Origin of the sequence: Sphingomonas sp. 22R3R2A-7, assembly GCF_036856055.1 — a bacterium.
Classification (GTDB): Bacteria; Pseudomonadota; Alphaproteobacteria; order Sphingomonadales; family Sphingomonadaceae; genus Sphingomonas.
In genome coordinates, this window is the sequence record NZ_JASPFR010000001.1 from 2,789,298 (window position 1) to 2,805,183 (window position 15,886).

The 15,886-nt window shown below is 57.5% G+C and carries 16 protein-coding genes; 12 read left to right on the forward strand and 4 right to left on the reverse strand.

The window, feature by feature from the left end; all coding sequences use genetic code 11:
* The first annotated feature begins 13 nt into the window (after nt 1-13).
* Nucleotides 14-1,945 carry a type I restriction endonuclease subunit R gene (locus QP165_RS20085; RefSeq protein WP_443019374.1) on the forward strand — a complete coding sequence of 644 codons (1,932 nt, stop codon included), beginning with the start codon at nt 14-16 and terminating at the stop codon, nt 1,943-1,945.
* 138 nt (nt 1,946-2,083) lie between these two features.
* Here the strand turns inward: QP165_RS20085 and QP165_RS13360 are convergent, their stop codons facing one another.
* From QP165_RS13360 to QP165_RS13370, 3 genes are all read right to left on the reverse strand, one after another.
* Nucleotides 2,084-2,374 (reverse strand): hypothetical protein, encoded by a 291-nt coding sequence (locus tag QP165_RS13360; RefSeq protein ID WP_333996005.1) that lies wholly within the window; start codon nt 2,372-2,374, stop codon nt 2,084-2,086.
* A complete protein-coding gene (locus QP165_RS13365; protein ID WP_333996006.1) occupies nt 2,352-3,404 on the reverse strand; it encodes a reverse transcriptase domain-containing protein in 1,053 nt (350 codons plus the stop codon). Before QP165_RS13365 ends, QP165_RS13360 begins: the two co-directional genes overlap by 23 nt.
* A 653-nt stretch (nt 3,405-4,057) precedes the next feature.
* Nucleotides 4,058-4,195 (reverse strand): helix-turn-helix domain-containing protein, encoded by a 138-nt coding sequence (locus QP165_RS13370; protein ID WP_333997033.1) that lies wholly within the window; start codon nt 4,193-4,195, stop codon nt 4,058-4,060.
* 197 nt (nt 4,196-4,392) lie between these two features.
* Here QP165_RS13370 and QP165_RS13375 point away from each other — a divergent pair, with 197 nt between their 5' ends.
* The 7 genes from QP165_RS13375 to QP165_RS13405 all read left to right on the forward strand — a co-directional run bounded on the left by QP165_RS13375 (nt 4,393) and on the right by QP165_RS13405 (nt 9,950).
* Nucleotides 4,393-4,797, forward strand: a complete 405-nt coding sequence (locus tag QP165_RS13375) for a hypothetical protein (RefSeq protein WP_333996007.1) — start codon at nt 4,393-4,395, stop codon at nt 4,795-4,797.
* Between the two features lie 90 nt (nt 4,798-4,887).
* On the forward strand, nt 4,888-5,292 hold the full coding sequence (locus QP165_RS13380; RefSeq protein WP_333996008.1) for a hypothetical protein: 405 nt from the start codon (nt 4,888-4,890) through the stop codon (nt 5,290-5,292).
* Nucleotides 5,289-5,624 (forward strand): hypothetical protein, encoded by a 336-nt coding sequence (locus QP165_RS13385; protein ID WP_333996009.1) that lies wholly within the window; start codon nt 5,289-5,291, stop codon nt 5,622-5,624. Before QP165_RS13380 ends, QP165_RS13385 begins: the two co-directional genes overlap by 4 nt.
* Before the next feature lie 397 nt (nt 5,625-6,021).
* Complete coding sequence (locus QP165_RS13390) at nt 6,022-7,179, forward strand: AAA family ATPase (RefSeq protein WP_333996010.1); 1,158 nt, start codon at nt 6,022-6,024, stop codon at nt 7,177-7,179.
* 456 nt (nt 7,180-7,635) lie between these two features.
* Complete coding sequence (locus QP165_RS13395) at nt 7,636-8,001, forward strand: hypothetical protein (RefSeq protein WP_333996011.1); 366 nt, start codon at nt 7,636-7,638, stop codon at nt 7,999-8,001.
* A 285-nt stretch (nt 8,002-8,286) separates the two neighbouring features.
* A complete protein-coding gene (locus QP165_RS13400) occupies nt 8,287-9,456 on the forward strand; it encodes a tyrosine-type recombinase/integrase (protein WP_333996012.1) in 1,170 nt (389 codons plus the stop codon).
* A gap of 110 nt (nt 9,457-9,566) precedes the next feature.
* Nucleotides 9,567-9,950: a hypothetical protein gene (locus tag QP165_RS13405; protein ID WP_333996013.1), complete on the forward strand. Its 384-nt coding sequence runs from the start codon at nt 9,567-9,569 to the stop codon at nt 9,948-9,950.
* 333 nt (nt 9,951-10,283) lie between these two features.
* Here the strand turns inward: QP165_RS13405 and QP165_RS13410 are convergent, their stop codons facing one another.
* On the reverse strand, nt 10,284-11,027 hold the full coding sequence (locus QP165_RS13410) for a hypothetical protein (protein WP_333996014.1): 744 nt from the start codon (nt 11,025-11,027) through the stop codon (nt 10,284-10,286).
* A 705-nt stretch (nt 11,028-11,732) separates the two neighbouring features.
* Here QP165_RS13410 and QP165_RS13415 point away from each other — a divergent pair.
* The 4 genes from QP165_RS13415 (at nt 11,733) to QP165_RS13430 (ending at nt 15,885) form a co-directional block, all read left to right on the forward strand.
* Entirely contained in the window at nt 11,733-11,924 is a 192-nt protein-coding gene (locus QP165_RS13415; RefSeq protein ID WP_333996015.1) for a DUF6771 family protein, read from the forward strand.
* A 517-nt stretch (nt 11,925-12,441) separates the two neighbouring features.
* Entirely contained in the window at nt 12,442-13,131 is a 690-nt protein-coding gene (locus QP165_RS13420) for a hypothetical protein (protein WP_333996016.1), read from the forward strand.
* A 948-nt stretch (nt 13,132-14,079) separates the two neighbouring features.
* Nucleotides 14,080-15,036, forward strand: coding sequence for a GGDEF domain-containing protein (locus QP165_RS13425; protein ID WP_333996017.1), 957 nt, complete (start codon nt 14,080-14,082; stop codon nt 15,034-15,036).
* 639 nt (nt 15,037-15,675) lie between these two features.
* A complete protein-coding gene (locus tag QP165_RS13430; protein ID WP_333996018.1) occupies nt 15,676-15,885 on the forward strand; it encodes a hypothetical protein in 210 nt (69 codons plus the stop codon).
* The last annotated feature ends 1 nt before the right edge of the window (nt 15,886 follow it).

Genomic DNA, 15,886 nt, shown 5'->3' on the forward strand with positions numbered 1-15,886 from the left:
CAACATCATCGTCATTGCCGACGAAGCGCACCGCAGCCAGTATGGCTTTGAATCCAAGCTCAACCGGGAAACCGGGCTGCGGCGCTATGGCTACGCCCATTACATCCGACAAGCGATGCCCAACGCTTCGTTCATAGGATTTACCGGCACACCGATTGAAGCCGCGGACATTAACACCCCGGCCATCTTCGGCGAATACATCGATATTTACGACATCAGCCGCGCGGTGGAAGATGGCGCGACCGTGCCGATTTTCTATGAAAGCCGTCTTGCCCGGATCGAACTCAACGATGACGAAAAGCCGCTGATCGATGCCGAGATTGAGGCACTGATCGAAGACGAGTCGCTGACCGAAGCCGAGAAGATGAAGGCCAAGTGGTCCGCTGTGGAGGCGCTGGTCGGGGCCGACAAGCGGCTGGAACAAGTCGCGGCGGATATGGTGACGCACCTTGAAGCGCGGGTTGAGGCGATGAACGGCAAGGCGATGGCCGTGTGCATGAGTCGTCGCATCTGTGTTGCGCTTTATAACTGGATCATTGCGCTTCGCCCGGATTGGCATTCTGTCGATGACGCAGAAGGCATGGTCAAGATCGTGATGACCGGGGCGGCATCGGACCCGCTCGACTGGCAGCAGCATATCGGCGCGAAGAAGCGGCGGGACGACCTCGCCAAGCGGGCGCGCAACCCCGATGATCCTTTGCGCCTCGTGATCGTCTGCGACATGTGGCTGACCGGCTTTGACGCGCCCTGCGTGAATACGATGTACATCGACAAGCCCATGCGCGGGCACGGCTTGATGCAGGCAATTGCCCGCGTGAACCGAGTATTCAAGGACAAGCCCGGCGGGCTGGTGGTTGATTATATCGGCGTGGCGCAGAACCTTCGCAACGCGCTTGGCCAATATACCGATTCAGACCGCGACAAGACCGGCATCGATGAAGCCGCTGCCGTCGCTGCGATGATGGAACGGTATGAAGCGATCCGCGACCTGTTCCACGGCTTCGACTATCGCCCCGGCATTCATGGCCAGCCGCGCGAACGCCTAATCTGCCTTGGCAGTGCTATCGATTGGGTGCTGCGCTGGCAGGAATCGCAGGCCGCGAAGCAGAAGGATGTCGAGGACAAAAAGCGCGCACACCGTCGTTATCTCGACATGGTGTTGGAGCTTTCCAAGGGCTATGCGCTTGCCTCTGCCAGCGATGAAGCGCGAACGATCCGGGATGAGGTCGGATTTTTTCAGGCCATCCGTGCCGCGCTCGCCAAGAATACCGCCACCGGGAAAATTAGCGAGAAGGATCGCTCCTTCGCCGTCCAGCAATTGGTGGACCGGGCGGTTGCCTCATCCGAAATTATCGACATCCTCAAGGTTGCGGGCATCCAGTCTCCTGACATTTCGATCCTCTCCGACGAATTCCTTATGGAAGTCGAGAAGATGGAGAAAAAGAACCTTGCTCTGGAGGCGTTGAAGAAGCTCCTCAATGGCGAGATTGCTAGCCGGTCCAAGACCAATCTCGTTGAAAGCCGCGCCTTCTCCAATCGGCTGGAGGAAGCGGTGGCCCGCTATCATGCAGGTGCAATATCCGCGGTCGAGATGATTCAGGAATTGATCGGCATCGCTAAGGATATGCAAGCGGCCCGTGCGAGGGGAGAGGAGCAAGGACTCAGCCTCGAGGAAATTGCGTTCTATGATGCGCTTGCCGAAAATCAGAGCGCCGTCGAGGCGATGGGCGACGAGAAACTAAGAGTTATCGCACACGAAGTTTTGAATCAGCTACGCAGCAATGTAACAGTCGATTGGCATCAGAGAGAAAGCGCGCGGGCCAGGATGCGAGTATTAGTGAAGCGCATCCTTAAAAAATATGGTTATCCGCCCGATCTTGCTGATGAAGCCGTTCAAACGGTGTTAGCGCAAGCTGAAATATTGCTTCGGGAAATCACTCAGTGATAAAGGAAGTGGTCACTGAAGCGCCGACTTCGAGGGATACGTGTCGGGTGCCATGCATACGAAGGATCCTCGCGTGATCAGTCGCAACAGCTAGAATTCGAGCCGGTACCGTGTGGAGGTAAGCCGGAACGGCGATATCTATAGCACATCACCCAGTTTCGGGTAGGAAAACGGTTCACGCTTGATCCGAACTAACTCTGGCAAACCTAAGAGCGACATCCGCTTCGCAGGCACGATCACCTCTCGCACCGTGCGATAGCAACCCAGAAAGGCCGCAACTTGCTCGGCTATTCGTTGGTCCAAAGCGGCAAACGAGTGCCCGTCGTTACAGAACCAATAATGCTTCCCCCAGCCATCAATCATTCCGTCTACGCGTTTTAAAGTTGCGATCAGCGTCCGGTCACGTTCAAGCGGTTGGCCACTCTTCATTGCCACCATCGCTTTTTGTGCCTCGGAGAAGACTTTGGTGACGGACTCGGTGAAACGATACTGGGCTTTGGCGCTGGGCCGAGATCAGGCCTGGGCATATCGTGATGCCCAGAAAGTCAAACGGATCTGAAATCGGCGAACCGCCTTTAGAGCTCTTCTCCGGCGAAAGTTCCATCTGCAGGGCGGCTAGCAGCTTGATTGCTTTGGCTAGGCGAGAGTTGGCAGCCTTCTGAGTCGGTGCCATGATGATGAAATCGTCGATGTAGCGGATGCAGTGGCAATCGCCTTCGTTCATAACCCGATCGAATTCTGAAAGGGCGATGTTGCCGAGCAGTGGAGAAAGGGAGTTTCCCTGCGCCACGCCAATATCTTCCGTCGGGAAGTTTGCAGCCTTCTCCTTAAGCAGAGCTAGGTTCTCCAACTCGACCGTGATCGCACGGCGTAGAAATGCGAGGAAGTCGGCATGGCCGTCACCGATTGCATCACCGATGACGGCGAGTACATGATCTTGTGAAATGCGGGTGAAGAATGCGCGAATGTCAGCGCTCGCAATGAAACGTGCACCTTGGCCTATTTCCGCAAGAACTGCCTGAATAGCGGCAGGCACGGCTGATAGTTCGGCGGCACGTTCCTGTTCGTTGCGCTGCCGGTTGCTGCGTATGCCACCGAAGCTGTATGGGGTTTTAATGTAGGGCTTCAGCGCCTCGACCTCGATCAGCACGTTTAGGACTGCGCGCTGAACAATGCGACTTTCGACTGGTGCTAGTACGATCGGCCGAATGCTCCCGGTCGGCTTACCTTTGGCGTCTAATTTTGGGATTGGAACGCCTTTGGCCTTTCCGAACTTGAACGAGCCACGCACGAGCCTGCCCATCAAGGAGCGAAGGTTGTGAGGAGCGTTCTCGGCAAAGCGTTCTAATTCCAGCCTGACCGTCTCGGACTTGGAAGTGCGGCCATTCTGCTGGATGACGCGCCACGCGCGTTCAAGATTATCGAGCTTGTTGACGGCTTTGAGTAGATCGGAGGGCAAGTCCTATGGGTCCTGTCAGTTGGCCTCACCCGTCCGACGGGGTGCTGTACCCTGCAGCGGTTCCGTTAGGCCCGTGCCGCACAATCGAGGTTCCGACCTTCGCCTTAGCCTCGCCGTAGCAGGTGCGCTTGGTCCCGACGGTCATCCCGCCTGCCAGCCCACCGGCTAGAGCCAGTCCGATCAAGAGGCGCGAAGCTCCCCAATCAGCCCGTGCCGAGTTGGCACGTTTTTGCATGTCCGTCGCATCTTCATTTCCTCCCCGGAAGCCTAGCGTTTTTGGACGCTTGGGCAACCGCGGCGGAGAATACGCCCCGGGCTCCCGCCCGCCCTTCAGAATAATGCCACTAGCCGCCTGACAGGTACCCGAAACGGTAAAGGTTGCAGCTAGAGTAGATTCCTCGGACGAGTGGGTGCTGTACCCTGCAGCGGTTCCGTTAGGCCCGTGCCGCACAATCGAGGTTCCGACCTTCGCCGTAGCCTCGCCGTAGCAGGTGCGCTTGGTCCCGACGGTCATCCCGCCTGCCAGCCCACCGGCTAGAGCCAGTCCGAACAACTTTAGGAACATCGTCTTGATCAGGTCAACCCCAGCAGCGGCTTAGCTTGTCGAATTCCAGTAAGCTGTTGATCCCGTCGAGCGCGCAAAACCCGGTATCTTATCTGGAAGTCCCACCTACGGGCGTTTCCAGCAGCAGCTTCGGCTCGATCCCCAGCGCGGCCGCCAGCCGCCCAAGTGCACGCACAGACGGGTTCCTGGTGCCGCGTTCGAGATCGCTCACGTAGCTGCGTTCCATACCCGCATCGAGCGCCAACCGCTCCTGCGACAACCCCTTCAGCTTCCGATGATGGCGCCGAGAAGCTGCACCACATCCATACTCGGGTGTGACCAGAGACCCGTGTCTGGACCGCCTTAACAACCAAATATCAAAGTACTGCTGGCGTCTTGGGAGAAATCCTGAGGCGTCATTCTTTTGCCTAAGGGAGATCCAAAATGCTTTCGCTACGTAATACCGCCTCAATTCTGAGGGCAATCCAGCCGCCGCAGGAGGCACGCCTTCGTTCAATACTCGATCAACGCATCATCCAGCTAACCGAGGACGGCGGCCGTGACATAGCCAACTTCGCTCACTTTCTGATCGTTCAAGCTGGTGACGACGATCAGTCCGTCAAAGCCGAGCTAGGTTTCTCCATCCTCGAAAATCTTGTCGATGGGGCTCGGTACGGTGATCTCGATTTCGAGCCATCATGGGAGTGGATCATGCGGCACGAGGGCTGGTTCGAGCTGGTCTACGTGCTGTCCGATGATGGGTTCGGTTGGGTGGTGTTCGTCCAGGACGATGATGCCGTCGATGCCGATCTACTAGGCGTGTGTCGTGAGTACGCCCCCGCCATCTGACTGAGCCACCAACCCCTTGCCGTCTTGAACGGCCCGCAGCTCGCAAGCCCATCGGCTTAGCGGGCATTTTTTATGCCTGAAAGGAATGCCATGCTCTCTCTGTATGACGAGGCGACAACGAAGGCCGCGTTAGCGCTGCCGATCGATCACGACCTCCGCGCGTTTCTTACCACTCGGATCGTTCACTACGCCGCCGCCGGGTTGGCCGCTGCTACACACATCTTGGTCATTCAGCCCAATGACACCGAGTCCGATATCGAACGCGAAATAGGCTTCTATCCGACCGCCAACATCATCGACGGTATCCGTTCCGGATCGGCGGCGTTCCATCCCTTCTGGGACTGGCTGCAGGACCTCGGCGGCTGGTTCGAGATGATCGTGACCGTCGGGGATAGCGGCTTTGCATACATCCTCCTGATCCAAGACGCCGATGGGGTCGACCCTGATCTCCTCACTCTGTGCAAGGCGCACGCCGTGGGAAGGAACAAACCATGAAACTACTAGGAATGCTGCTTCTCGCCGGGATCATTCTCAGCGTCCTCCAGGCCGCGCTATCGGTGCTCGTGATCATCGGCCTGATCTGCTTGGTGATCGGGGTATTCGTCCGTCCCGCCGAAACGTTTGGGTTGCTCGCGTTCGGGGTATTCGCAAATTTGATGCAGTCCCATCCAGTAGGGGCAATCTGGCTGCTCAGCTTCGCCATGTTCGTGACACTAATACAGCGGCAGCGTGAGCGGACCGTGGTCACTCATCCGACATCGCCACCCGCGTCGGTGCCCCGATTGCCCGGAGTTGCCCCATCGAAGTCGGGCACGGAGGGCGTCTGAAGGGCCTGTCTGAATTAAGATCTTGTCGGTTGGGACTAACGTCGCTGCCACGATATGCACGGGAGAAGGGCCACGCGGCGGGTGATCGCGAGGGCTACCGGGGGTTTGGCCGGGGACCGGTTATCCCTAGTGTTACTATCGTCGTCAGGATGGCGCTGGCGGATGTCCACACTCACGACGCCAGTGGAAAACTGGAGGGGGGCAGGATCCTGGAAATCTGAAATTCTGGATCGCTCAGAGTCTTGACCGACAGGAACAACGACGCCATTTGACTACCACGCTCGGGCCGATCACGTGATGGGTCGACACCTCGGGCGAATGACTGCCTTTTGTTTGCGCCTTCCGCATAGCGGCCATCACATCATTCAGAGCGATATTCGCCTGACACTGGTGCAAAGTGACTACATTTAACAAAGACGAACTACGGGAAGCCGTGGTCAGCATACATGACCCAAAAGCAATTGAGGTCGAAATTCCTCCGAAGCCTGATAACGTTTCCGAGACGGTGATCCCGACGGAGCACAAGCATCACCCGCACAATCTCCTTCAGCATTATACCTTAATCGGTATGGCAAGCGAACTGGAGAAGGCCATTGAAGAGCAGCGACCATTTTTGGGAAACCTGTGCCTATCAGGACAATCGTCGGTTTGGTACGCAAAGCCGAATACAGGCAAGACTCTACTCGCGATGCACTTGATGATCGAAGCCGTAACGAAGGGCGGCATCACCCCGCAGAACATATTCTATATAGCGGCGGATGATAGTGCTCATGGCTTAGTCGATAAGATCCATATTATGGAAGAATATGGAATAAACATTATAGCTCCCGGCCATGCAAATTTCGAGACAAAAGACTTTGCGAAGATCATCAAGGCGATGACCCATCACGACGCCGCAAGCGGCATATATATCGTTGCGGACACGCTAAAGAAGTTTATGTCGCTGATGGACAAGAACGAAGGTCGAGCTTTCGGAGCGCTTATCCGAGAGTTCACTATGAAGGGTGGGACCTTCGTCGCTCTGGCACACACCAACAAACAGCGTAGCGGAGATGGAAAACTCGTTTACGCAGGTACAAGCGACGTTATGGAAGACTTCGACTGCGCTTACGTCATCGACGAGCTTGCTGGAGGCGGCGATACGCAGGAACGCATCATCGAGTTTGATTGCACGAAACGCCGCGGGAACGTTGCCCAAAGCGTTGCTTACGCCTTCACGCTCGACAGCGAGGCATCGTATGCGGGAATGCTATCGTCGGTTCGTGAAGTCGATCCGGCAGCCGTAGATGCCTTCCACAGGCAGGCGGCAATCCGATCGGATGCGGTGATCATCGCGGCAATCTCAACAGCCATCGGGGAAGGCATTAACACGAAGATGGAGCTGGCCCGAACGGTTGGCGCCCGCGAGGGCCTTGGGCGACAGTCCGTCGTCAAGCTTATCGAGCGGTACACCGGGCAGGATCCCGAGGTGCATCGATGGGACTTCAGCGTCGGTGAACGGGGGAAGAAAGTGTATGTGATGTTGCCGGCCGCAGAGGGCGGCGCCGCCGGCTAAGTCGCTAGGTCGGGGCAGGGCGCCAGTTTTCCAGGTTTCCGACCCCGGCCAGCTTTCCGCCGTAGGCGGTCAGGCTCGCATCACAACCGGTGCGCCTTGGTCCGGCTAGCAGCCGGAGATATCCAACTGCCAGCCTTCAGCCGCTCTATTTTCCTCGAAACATGACGGAAGGCACCTGCTTCGATCGGCCGCGTAGAAGCGATGATAACATTCTTTTCCGGCGTGGTCTTGCAATGGCTGAGAAGCCGTACGATCTGACTATGACGCGGTAACCGGCGACCCATCTGCTCTCGAGCATGTCGGCCACCTCCGCGAAGTCCTCCGCAAGTGCATTGAGGGCGTTGTTCAATGAACACGCCACACTTGTGTCCGAGGCATAAGCCTAGTTCTTAGTTGGCAGGTCGTGCGAGCAGCGCCCCAATGCAGTTGCATCCTTAAGTTTAATATGGATGTCTCATGCAAATTTTTACAATTGATCAGCACCTTATCGACCGGGGTCGCGTTGCGTTCCACCTAGCTGCACTGCAGTTCATGTGCGGGCCGAACTCATCCGTTTACACCGCCGGAAGGCGTCGGCTGGGCGGCCTTGCTGTTGTGCCCGGGGCAGTGGTTGCTGCCATCGAGATGGGCTTGAACACGATAGAAGAGATCGTTCCTGCCGTTGCGCGCGCTACGCGGTGCTGGCCATCGACGATTACAGCGGTCCTTGAGGGGCTCGGTAAAGAGGGTGTCCCCGACCGGCTCTGGGCGTCAAACGCCAACGGAACGTTTCGCCTAATCGATCACGCCGCCATCACACCCTTCACAGTGATGACGAGCTAATCCGCAAGCGGGATGGAAGTACGCGACCTACCGGGAACACGCTTCTCAAGTCGCGGCTTCCAACCGGTAATCTGCGGACCCGGCCAGCGGACCGTGGTGTGCTCCGATCACCGTCGCTATCGGCCTGCCATTACGCAAGTCCGCTTCCGACGAGTGGTGGCCCAGCGGGCCCGTCAGGCAGCAATTCCCTCTGCCGGGACCCGACCTACCGCCGCAGCCGTCGTTTGGGTCCTGCGGGGCTCTGCGAAGCTCGCGATATAAGCACATAAAACAGGAAACATAATCATGCCCAAGCGAAAGCTAGATAATACCTTCTGTCTCATCGCTCATTGTCCAGAAGGCAAAACCAAAGAGACTTACTACGACACGGTAACGACAGGCTTTGTTCTGGAGGTGAGGTCCTCCGGTGGTAAGACGTACTACATGCGCTACAACGATCAGCACGATCGCCAACGGCAGCACAAGATTGGCGCGTTCGGCGACGTTACCTTCGATCAAGCTCGCAAGGAGGCGAAGCGGCTGCGATCCCAGATCACCCTTGGCGGGGATCCGGCGGCGGTGAAGGCGGATGTGAAAGCGGTACCGACATACGCCGAGCTTGCGGAACAGCATCTCGCCCATGCGAAGACCTATCAACGTAGCTTCGACACGACCGAGATGTATGTCCGCCGGCATATCCTGCCGCGCTGGGGGAAGGTTCGCCTGACTGAGATACGCCAGCAGGACGTCGCGCAATGGCTAGCCGTCAAGGCGGGGGAAGGGCTCGCACCAGCGACGGTCGAGAAAATTCGAGTCACGTTCGGGCGATCGTTCTCACTGGCACTGACATGGGGCACCCCCGGCGTCACTCGCAACCCGGTAGTCGGCATTCGTCGTCCGCCTATAAACAACGCGCGTGAGCGCTTCCTCAGCGTCGAGGAGGCCCGGCGGCTGCAGAAGGCGGTAGCTGCATCGCGCAATACGCTTCTTCCGGCCATCGTCGGTCTTCTGTTGCTCACCGGCGCGCGCGTCTCGGAGTTGCTCAACGCCGAATGGCAGCATGTCGATATCGAACGTCGCGCATGGCTTATCCCGACGTCCAAAACGGGCAAGTCTCGTCACGTGCCTCTGTCGCAAGCGGCAATCGACATCCTCAAGTCGCTGCATCGGGTCGGTCGGTGTCCTTATCTGTTACCGAATCCCGATACCCGGAAGCCGTTCACGACGATCAAGCACGGGTGGCAGAAGGCACGGGATGATGCCGGCCTGCCGGGGCTCCGGATACACGACCTACGCCACTCGGCAGCGAGCTTTATGGTAAACAGCGGCGTCGACCTGTTCGCCGTTGGCAAGGTGCTGGGGCACGCGAGCTACCAAAGCACACAACGGTACAGCCACCTCGCCAATGACACACTTCTGGCCGCCGTCGAGGCTGGCGCCGCGAAGCAGAAGATTGATTGGAATCCGTCTGCCTAAATTTTCCCCCGATCCATCCGCTAGCGCGCTGCTGGTGGGTGGCTCGGGGCATTTCTCCCATTAATTTTTCGGCTTCCTCTGCGAAGTTATTCGAAACGAAAGCAATCTGTATGACCAATATGCCGACCTCCGCCGCCGATATTTTTGTGCCGACGATGGACATTACCTCACTTGGCAAGCCGCAGCCGCTATCACTGTGCGAGAGGCCACTGATTGAGCGGACGCCTGAGGAGGTGAACCAGTTTTTCGATGCACTGCGCGTGATCATGAAGGAGCATTATCGCCCCGGACTGAAAGACGTGGCTGCCCAGATGATAATCACCGAATGTATCGAGTTCGGCTTCGATAGCGGCAGGCGCATCGTCGGTACGGCGAAAACGCTCGGATTTAAAGATGGTCATGTCCCGATGATGCTTGAGGCGGCGACCGGCGCCGATCCGACGGTTCATCTTTGGAGGCGTCACAGCGATGGCCGGTACACTCTGCTCGGCTAAACCATGACCGGCTAGCCCGGACATTCCATCGCGGTTGATGGGCGTTCGGGCCGGCCTCGCGATCGATTTGGCTAAACTGGCAGACCTCTGGAGAGCGATTACGAACAATCGCCCATACTGCACTGCCGCCAATACCGATCCCAGCGCAGGGCGGCTCTAGCGGCAATCGTCCGTTCTGCAGCGTGCACCGCGCCACGACGTAAGCACACGACCGATCGAGCGAACAGCATGCCATCGTCGTATTGAGAACCAAGCGACTGACGAGGCGCGTTGACCGTTCGGCGGCGGCGTTATCGTACTCTTAATTGGCCCGGCCCGTGTGGCAGGGTGGGCTCATAGTTGAGCGGCTGGATAATCGGTCGACAACGCGGTTGGATCGATTTGAGCGGAGAACCATATCTTTGCCCGCTGCCAGTCTCGGTTTGTCCACCGCGCGCCGGTGGGGTGCTTGATCCCGATTGCTGGCCGTCCCCAAAGGTGACCTTTCGCGATCAGCCAGTTTCCTTTGTCGTCTTGAAGCGCCGGTTGGTTGTCATATAGGTACTGCCCAACCGCCGTCATTCCGAGAACGAGAATGCGTTTAGGCGCTACCAGATCGATCAGCTCTTGAAGCTCTCCAAGGCAGAAGGCTTGAAGTTCGCGCCGAAGTTGCAAGGGTACTTGCTGCCACGCTGGCTGATCGCCGCGCAATGATCTGCTTCTGAAGAACAGGAAATTGGTCGTGAGCGCGAGGGAGAGTGGCCCCCGCCACGGATCGCTGTCGAGTAGATCTTTAAGGCGATCTTTTAGCGGATATCGATCATCGTCGAGATATGCATGTAGCGGCCATGTTGTTTGCCTGTGAGGCGGCATTGTGGCATCGTCCGCGTCATAGCCGGGGTTCAAACCAATGATAAGCAGCGGCGATTTTCGAACAGGCAAGGCGCCTAAGATAGAATAACCGCATCTGCCCTCTAATATCTCGCTCGCATGATCATTCCAGCGCGCAGCGACGCGGGCATAGATGGCGCGCAAGCCGATTTCGAATTCTTGTTGCCTGATTGCGATATCGGGGTCGTGGCGATCTATCTCCTGCATAGGCGTCCTGACTGACCACCCTGTCTCAGGGCTCTAATGAAACGTAGCGTCGTAACTAGGCCACTTTTTGACCGTATTGAGAACCCAGCGCTCTTCGGCGGTGCAAAAATGATCGTCAGGCATGTTCCGGCCTCTTCCGTCACTAGGTACTGGAACAGTCTATTTATCGGCCGATTTTCATATGGTCGACCTTCGCCGCAATGGAGGCTGGATGGAGTGTGCGGCCACAACCTACCTATTTCAAGAGCATTGCTGCGGTGCAGCATTGATTCACTTTCACGCCATATCACCGCAGACGGAGCGGTCGAGTCAGCCTATATGTTCGCACGCAAGCGCCAGATTGCCAATCGCCGACCGTGCTGGATAAAGCAGCGATCGGTATTAGTTATAAAGCCCCGTGATTTGTCAGTCCATAGAAGTCTCGGTATACCCGATCGCGCCAGTTCCGAATGGAACGTTGACTTGATCACCGACTTGTTCCACATTTGTTCTCATGGAACACGCACCCGAGTTGATGCGCAACGACGTAGAACCGCTCTCCTAGACGCATCATCTGATCGCGGAAATCTTGCCCGAACTTCGGCCTGCTGAGATGCAGACTGTCTACTTCCAGTGCATGGAGGACGGCCCCGAAAGCTTGCTGGCGCCCATTGAGGCAGAGTTCGCGAAACGCGGCTTGTCGCCCCACGCAATGGCGTTCGGTTCATGGCGTGCGTGATCACCGCCCAACGAATCGCGGACCTGATCGAGCAAGCTCCAGGCTGGGCTCTCGTGGCGCTTACGGTGCCGCAAGAGCGATTGAGGGCGGCCGCACGACGCGAAGTTGCCGAGCACGGTTACAGTGCCTTGTATCAACCTTTAAATGTTGAGACGGGGCAGCTTACGTTGCCGCTTTGATTAGCCCGCAAATAGATCTCATAGTTCTGAAGCGAAGGTGGTATCGAGTCGGCTTGGGGAGATCGGGTCATGAAGAGTCAGTGCATCAAAATTAGCGTTCTTCTAGCGTCTTGCTTGCTTACGACACCTGCGCTCGGGCAGCCGTCCAAGGCCCGTCAATCCACGTCGATGGGTACCGCGCTTTGTGAGAAAGTTTCCGCCGGAGCTGCGACGGTCGGGACCACAGTAGCGGGGGCAAGTGCGCTTGCGAGTACCGTTGGCGTCGCCGCAGTGGCGCATAGCAGCGGGGCAGCGATCCTTACTTCGGTTGGGGCCGGCGGGACCGGATATCTAGCAGGTACCCTCGGCGGCGCTGGAGCGACTGCTCTTGGTTTTGTCAGCGCGCCCGTTGTGATCGCAGGAGCTGCCACGGTTGCAGTCGCTGGAGCCGGTGGTTGGGCTTACTGTCGTCTAAAGAGGTGACGCGAGCCTTATGCGAACAACGGACCTTCGCTGCCCGACGGAGCCCGTTTAGTTGATGACAACGTCGCTTGTGATCAGCGGCGCAGAGGCAACTACCGTCTTTTCGTTGCTCGGCGGAAACGAGAACGCGGCCACCTACGCGCTCGGATGGACGTTAAGTCGGAGTGATGCTTTGCTCGGTGCCTTGCTAGATCGGCTCGGCATCCGGGTGCCTACAGGCAATGTCCGGATCGAACTGCAGCGTCACGGCGCCGATGGCGGATACACCGATATCGAAATCATTGCGCCAGGTGAGTGCCATGTGATCGTTGAAGCAAAGGTAGGCGGAGCGGTAGCCGGGATGGCTCAGTTGGAGCGTTATCGCCCTCGGTTTGCCGGTGTAGGAAACAACCTCATTGCGTCAGTGTCTGCCGCTAACGCCCATATGGCATCGAGAGTTTTGCCCTCCATGGTCGGCGGCGTTCCTGTATTACACCTGTCGTGGAACGACATCCGGCAGATTATCGCCGGCGCGTTGGTGATAGCCCGGGGCTCGACTGAACGGCGGTGGCTTCGAGACTTGGATCTTCATTTGGAGGGCTATGTGGCAGCGCAGGTTGTGAGCAGTAATCTTGTTTACGTCGTCGCGCTTTCGCCGGCGGAGATATATCCCGGCTATACGTGGATCGACGTCGTTGAGAAGGACAACGCCTACTTCCATCCGATTGAGAAAGGGGCTGGCCTACGACGCCGCCGAACTACCTAGGCTTTCGCTATCACGGGCAGCTTCAAAGCGTCCGGCATGTCGAAGAAGCTGAATTCGTTGCCGCGCTCGGGGACCGAAACGATCGCTGGGCAGATTGGAATGATCAAATGCTCTATCGGTTAGGTCCGCCAATGAGACCGGCCGTGCCGTTGAGGTCAGGCATACCATACGCCAACCGGGTCTACTGCGCCCTCGATCTCCTGCTTTCAGGCGCATGCGAGACGATCAAGCAAGCCCAAGAGGAAACCCGGCGTCGTTTGGAGGGCTAATGCGACAGCGCATTCGGGCGTGGGGCAGGAAATTGGGCTGCGGAGACTGACAAGCCGGTTCGTGCCGGGTACGAAAGCTTCGGTGGCAGAGGTAGGCCAGCGGCTTTAAGATCCGATGAAGCATCCCGCCCGCTCTGTGTGACACCGTGTATGCCGCGGGCGAGATGCCGAGCAATTGCCGTCTTGGGGAGGCAAGCTCTTTTCACAACGTCGGGGATGCCCCATCGCTTTACAAGCCGCGGTGTCGTTCGACTGATCCCAGAACGGGAAAGCCTGCGATCAGCTGTGAGGTGTCGCCAGGATGTACGGCCCGCCCCATGCAACGGGAGTCGCGAGGCGGGCGGGCCGACGAATATTGGGTCATCTCGGCTCACCAAGCACGACCGCAGCCTACAATGCGTTCACAGCGGCTAAACAACTCTCGGTGGAAGTCTGAGTGATACCGGCCCCGTCTCAGCGACAAGGGGAAAAGCGCGAGGCGGGCCGGCCGAAGTGTTGAAGAACCCTCCGGCGCGCCGGGGGTTTCTTGTTGCGTTAGCGTATCTCTGCTTCACAGGACTTCCATTAGCCATACGCAGACACGGATTCACCACGTCTGCGAAGAGAATTATCGCTTCGAGAGGTAGTCTATCATTAAGATTTAACTCCTAAGGCAGTATGAACAACGCGAGTGCGGGCATTGGCAAAAAAAGACAGTATCGGCGAGCGAGCGATCCAGTTTCTTGATGCGCAAAAGCTTGATCATAGTCCGGAACACTACGCATTTGCCTATCAATACCTTTCGGGCGCTGATCGGGTGTTTTCGGACGCTGTCGATCGTGAAATTGAAGGGGGCGTACGGTTGCGACAGGAGGCGGTACGCGCGCTAATGCCACAGGGCAGGTGGCCCTTCGCCGGTGGAGTGTTCGACCGGCTGACGACTCAATTGCTCGAACTGCTGACTAAGGTTGCCTTAGCCACCGACGGGCTGAACCAAGACCTGACGCGGACCGCAGCCGAGCTGGTGTCGGCCGAACCGCAACAGGTCCGCAAGCTCGTGATTTTCATGATCGAACGCACGGCTAAAGCTGAAACCTCGCTGTCAGCAGCCTTGCAACAGGCCCAAGTGCTGCGCGACACGCTGAATGGCGTGAATGAAGAAGTAGGCCGCGATCCGCTGACTGGTCTGCCGGGATACGAGTCGATGGTGCAGCGATTGGAAGCGAGCATCGCGGCGGTCGGCAGTTGCTCCATCGCAATCATCGATGTCGATCAGTTAGATGCCGTTCCGCTGCATGGCCCTGAAATGAGCGATCGCGTTTTGAAAGCGGCGGCAATGACACTAAAAGACTCGTGTTCACCCTATCAGGTTGGGCGATGGGGCGATGCTTCATTTATGATGCTGATCGACGATCCCGACCTCGCGACGGGCATCGCGAAACTAGAGCTTGCCTGTGCCAACATGGGTGCGCGGCAGTTAAAGCTACGTGAGAACAACGAGCCGCTGGGGCAGGTTACGTTATCGGCCGGTGTGGCGACGACGCGGGGGCGTTCGACGAAAGACGTGACCGAAGCGGCGATCCGGCTTTCGCGTCAGGCTCGGCGACAGGGCGGAAGCCAGGTCTTGGCCGAGGCACAATTAATTGCAGTTACGTAAAAAGCCGGCTGATCTCGCGTTCAAGATGTCCGGCGTTCCCGCCTTCCTAATTGCAACAGATGGCGGAATAATTAACTGAGTCGCACATAGAAGGCAGCATGAATATAGCCCGAAATATCTCTTTTCGCGGTGTTGCGCCGTTAAGCAAATGGTTTGGGACCAGCCGCGATCTCCCTTCTATTGACGTGGAGCGGGTCCTTGAGCTCGCGCGGATCTTGAGCGAAAAAACCGTCCTTTGGATTTGACTGAAAGCAATGTCATACCAAAACCCCGTGGCGCGAGGAATTTGAAGCGTGAGTGATGATGCCGATAAGCCTGTCCTCAATAAATCTCTGGCAGAGTGCGGCATCGAAGAGCGAGCACGCCACTTCCTGCGATTGAGCCAATGGGCGAGATCTAATGTTCCGGTGGACCAATCGGAGATAAAGTCACTGACTGGCCCTCTCGGAAACGGCGAGTAACTCCGAGGAAATCCGTCATTCATCTCGATCACGGTCGAACTGCGGCGGCGGTAGGAAAGTCGCCAAGTACGTTTACAGCGCACTCTATCATCTGCTCGACGATGGGGCGCGTCGGCTTAAACGCATAGGGGTTCCCGTCCGGTTGAGTTAGTGATCAAGGCCAACAGGAGTCAGCACCATGCGTTACGTAATCCGTAAAGACGGGGATTTGTCCACGGTGGGCATTCACCGGAATAGCTTCGACGAGGCGCTCGCCACCGCCGCCGAGATGATCGCGATGCGTGACGACGAAAAGTCGATCGTGGTCGAAGACACCTGGGACAAGCGGACGATCGACGAAGGTGAGATCGCTTCGCTGATTGCCGCCAGATCGCCGGACCGCGCGTAGG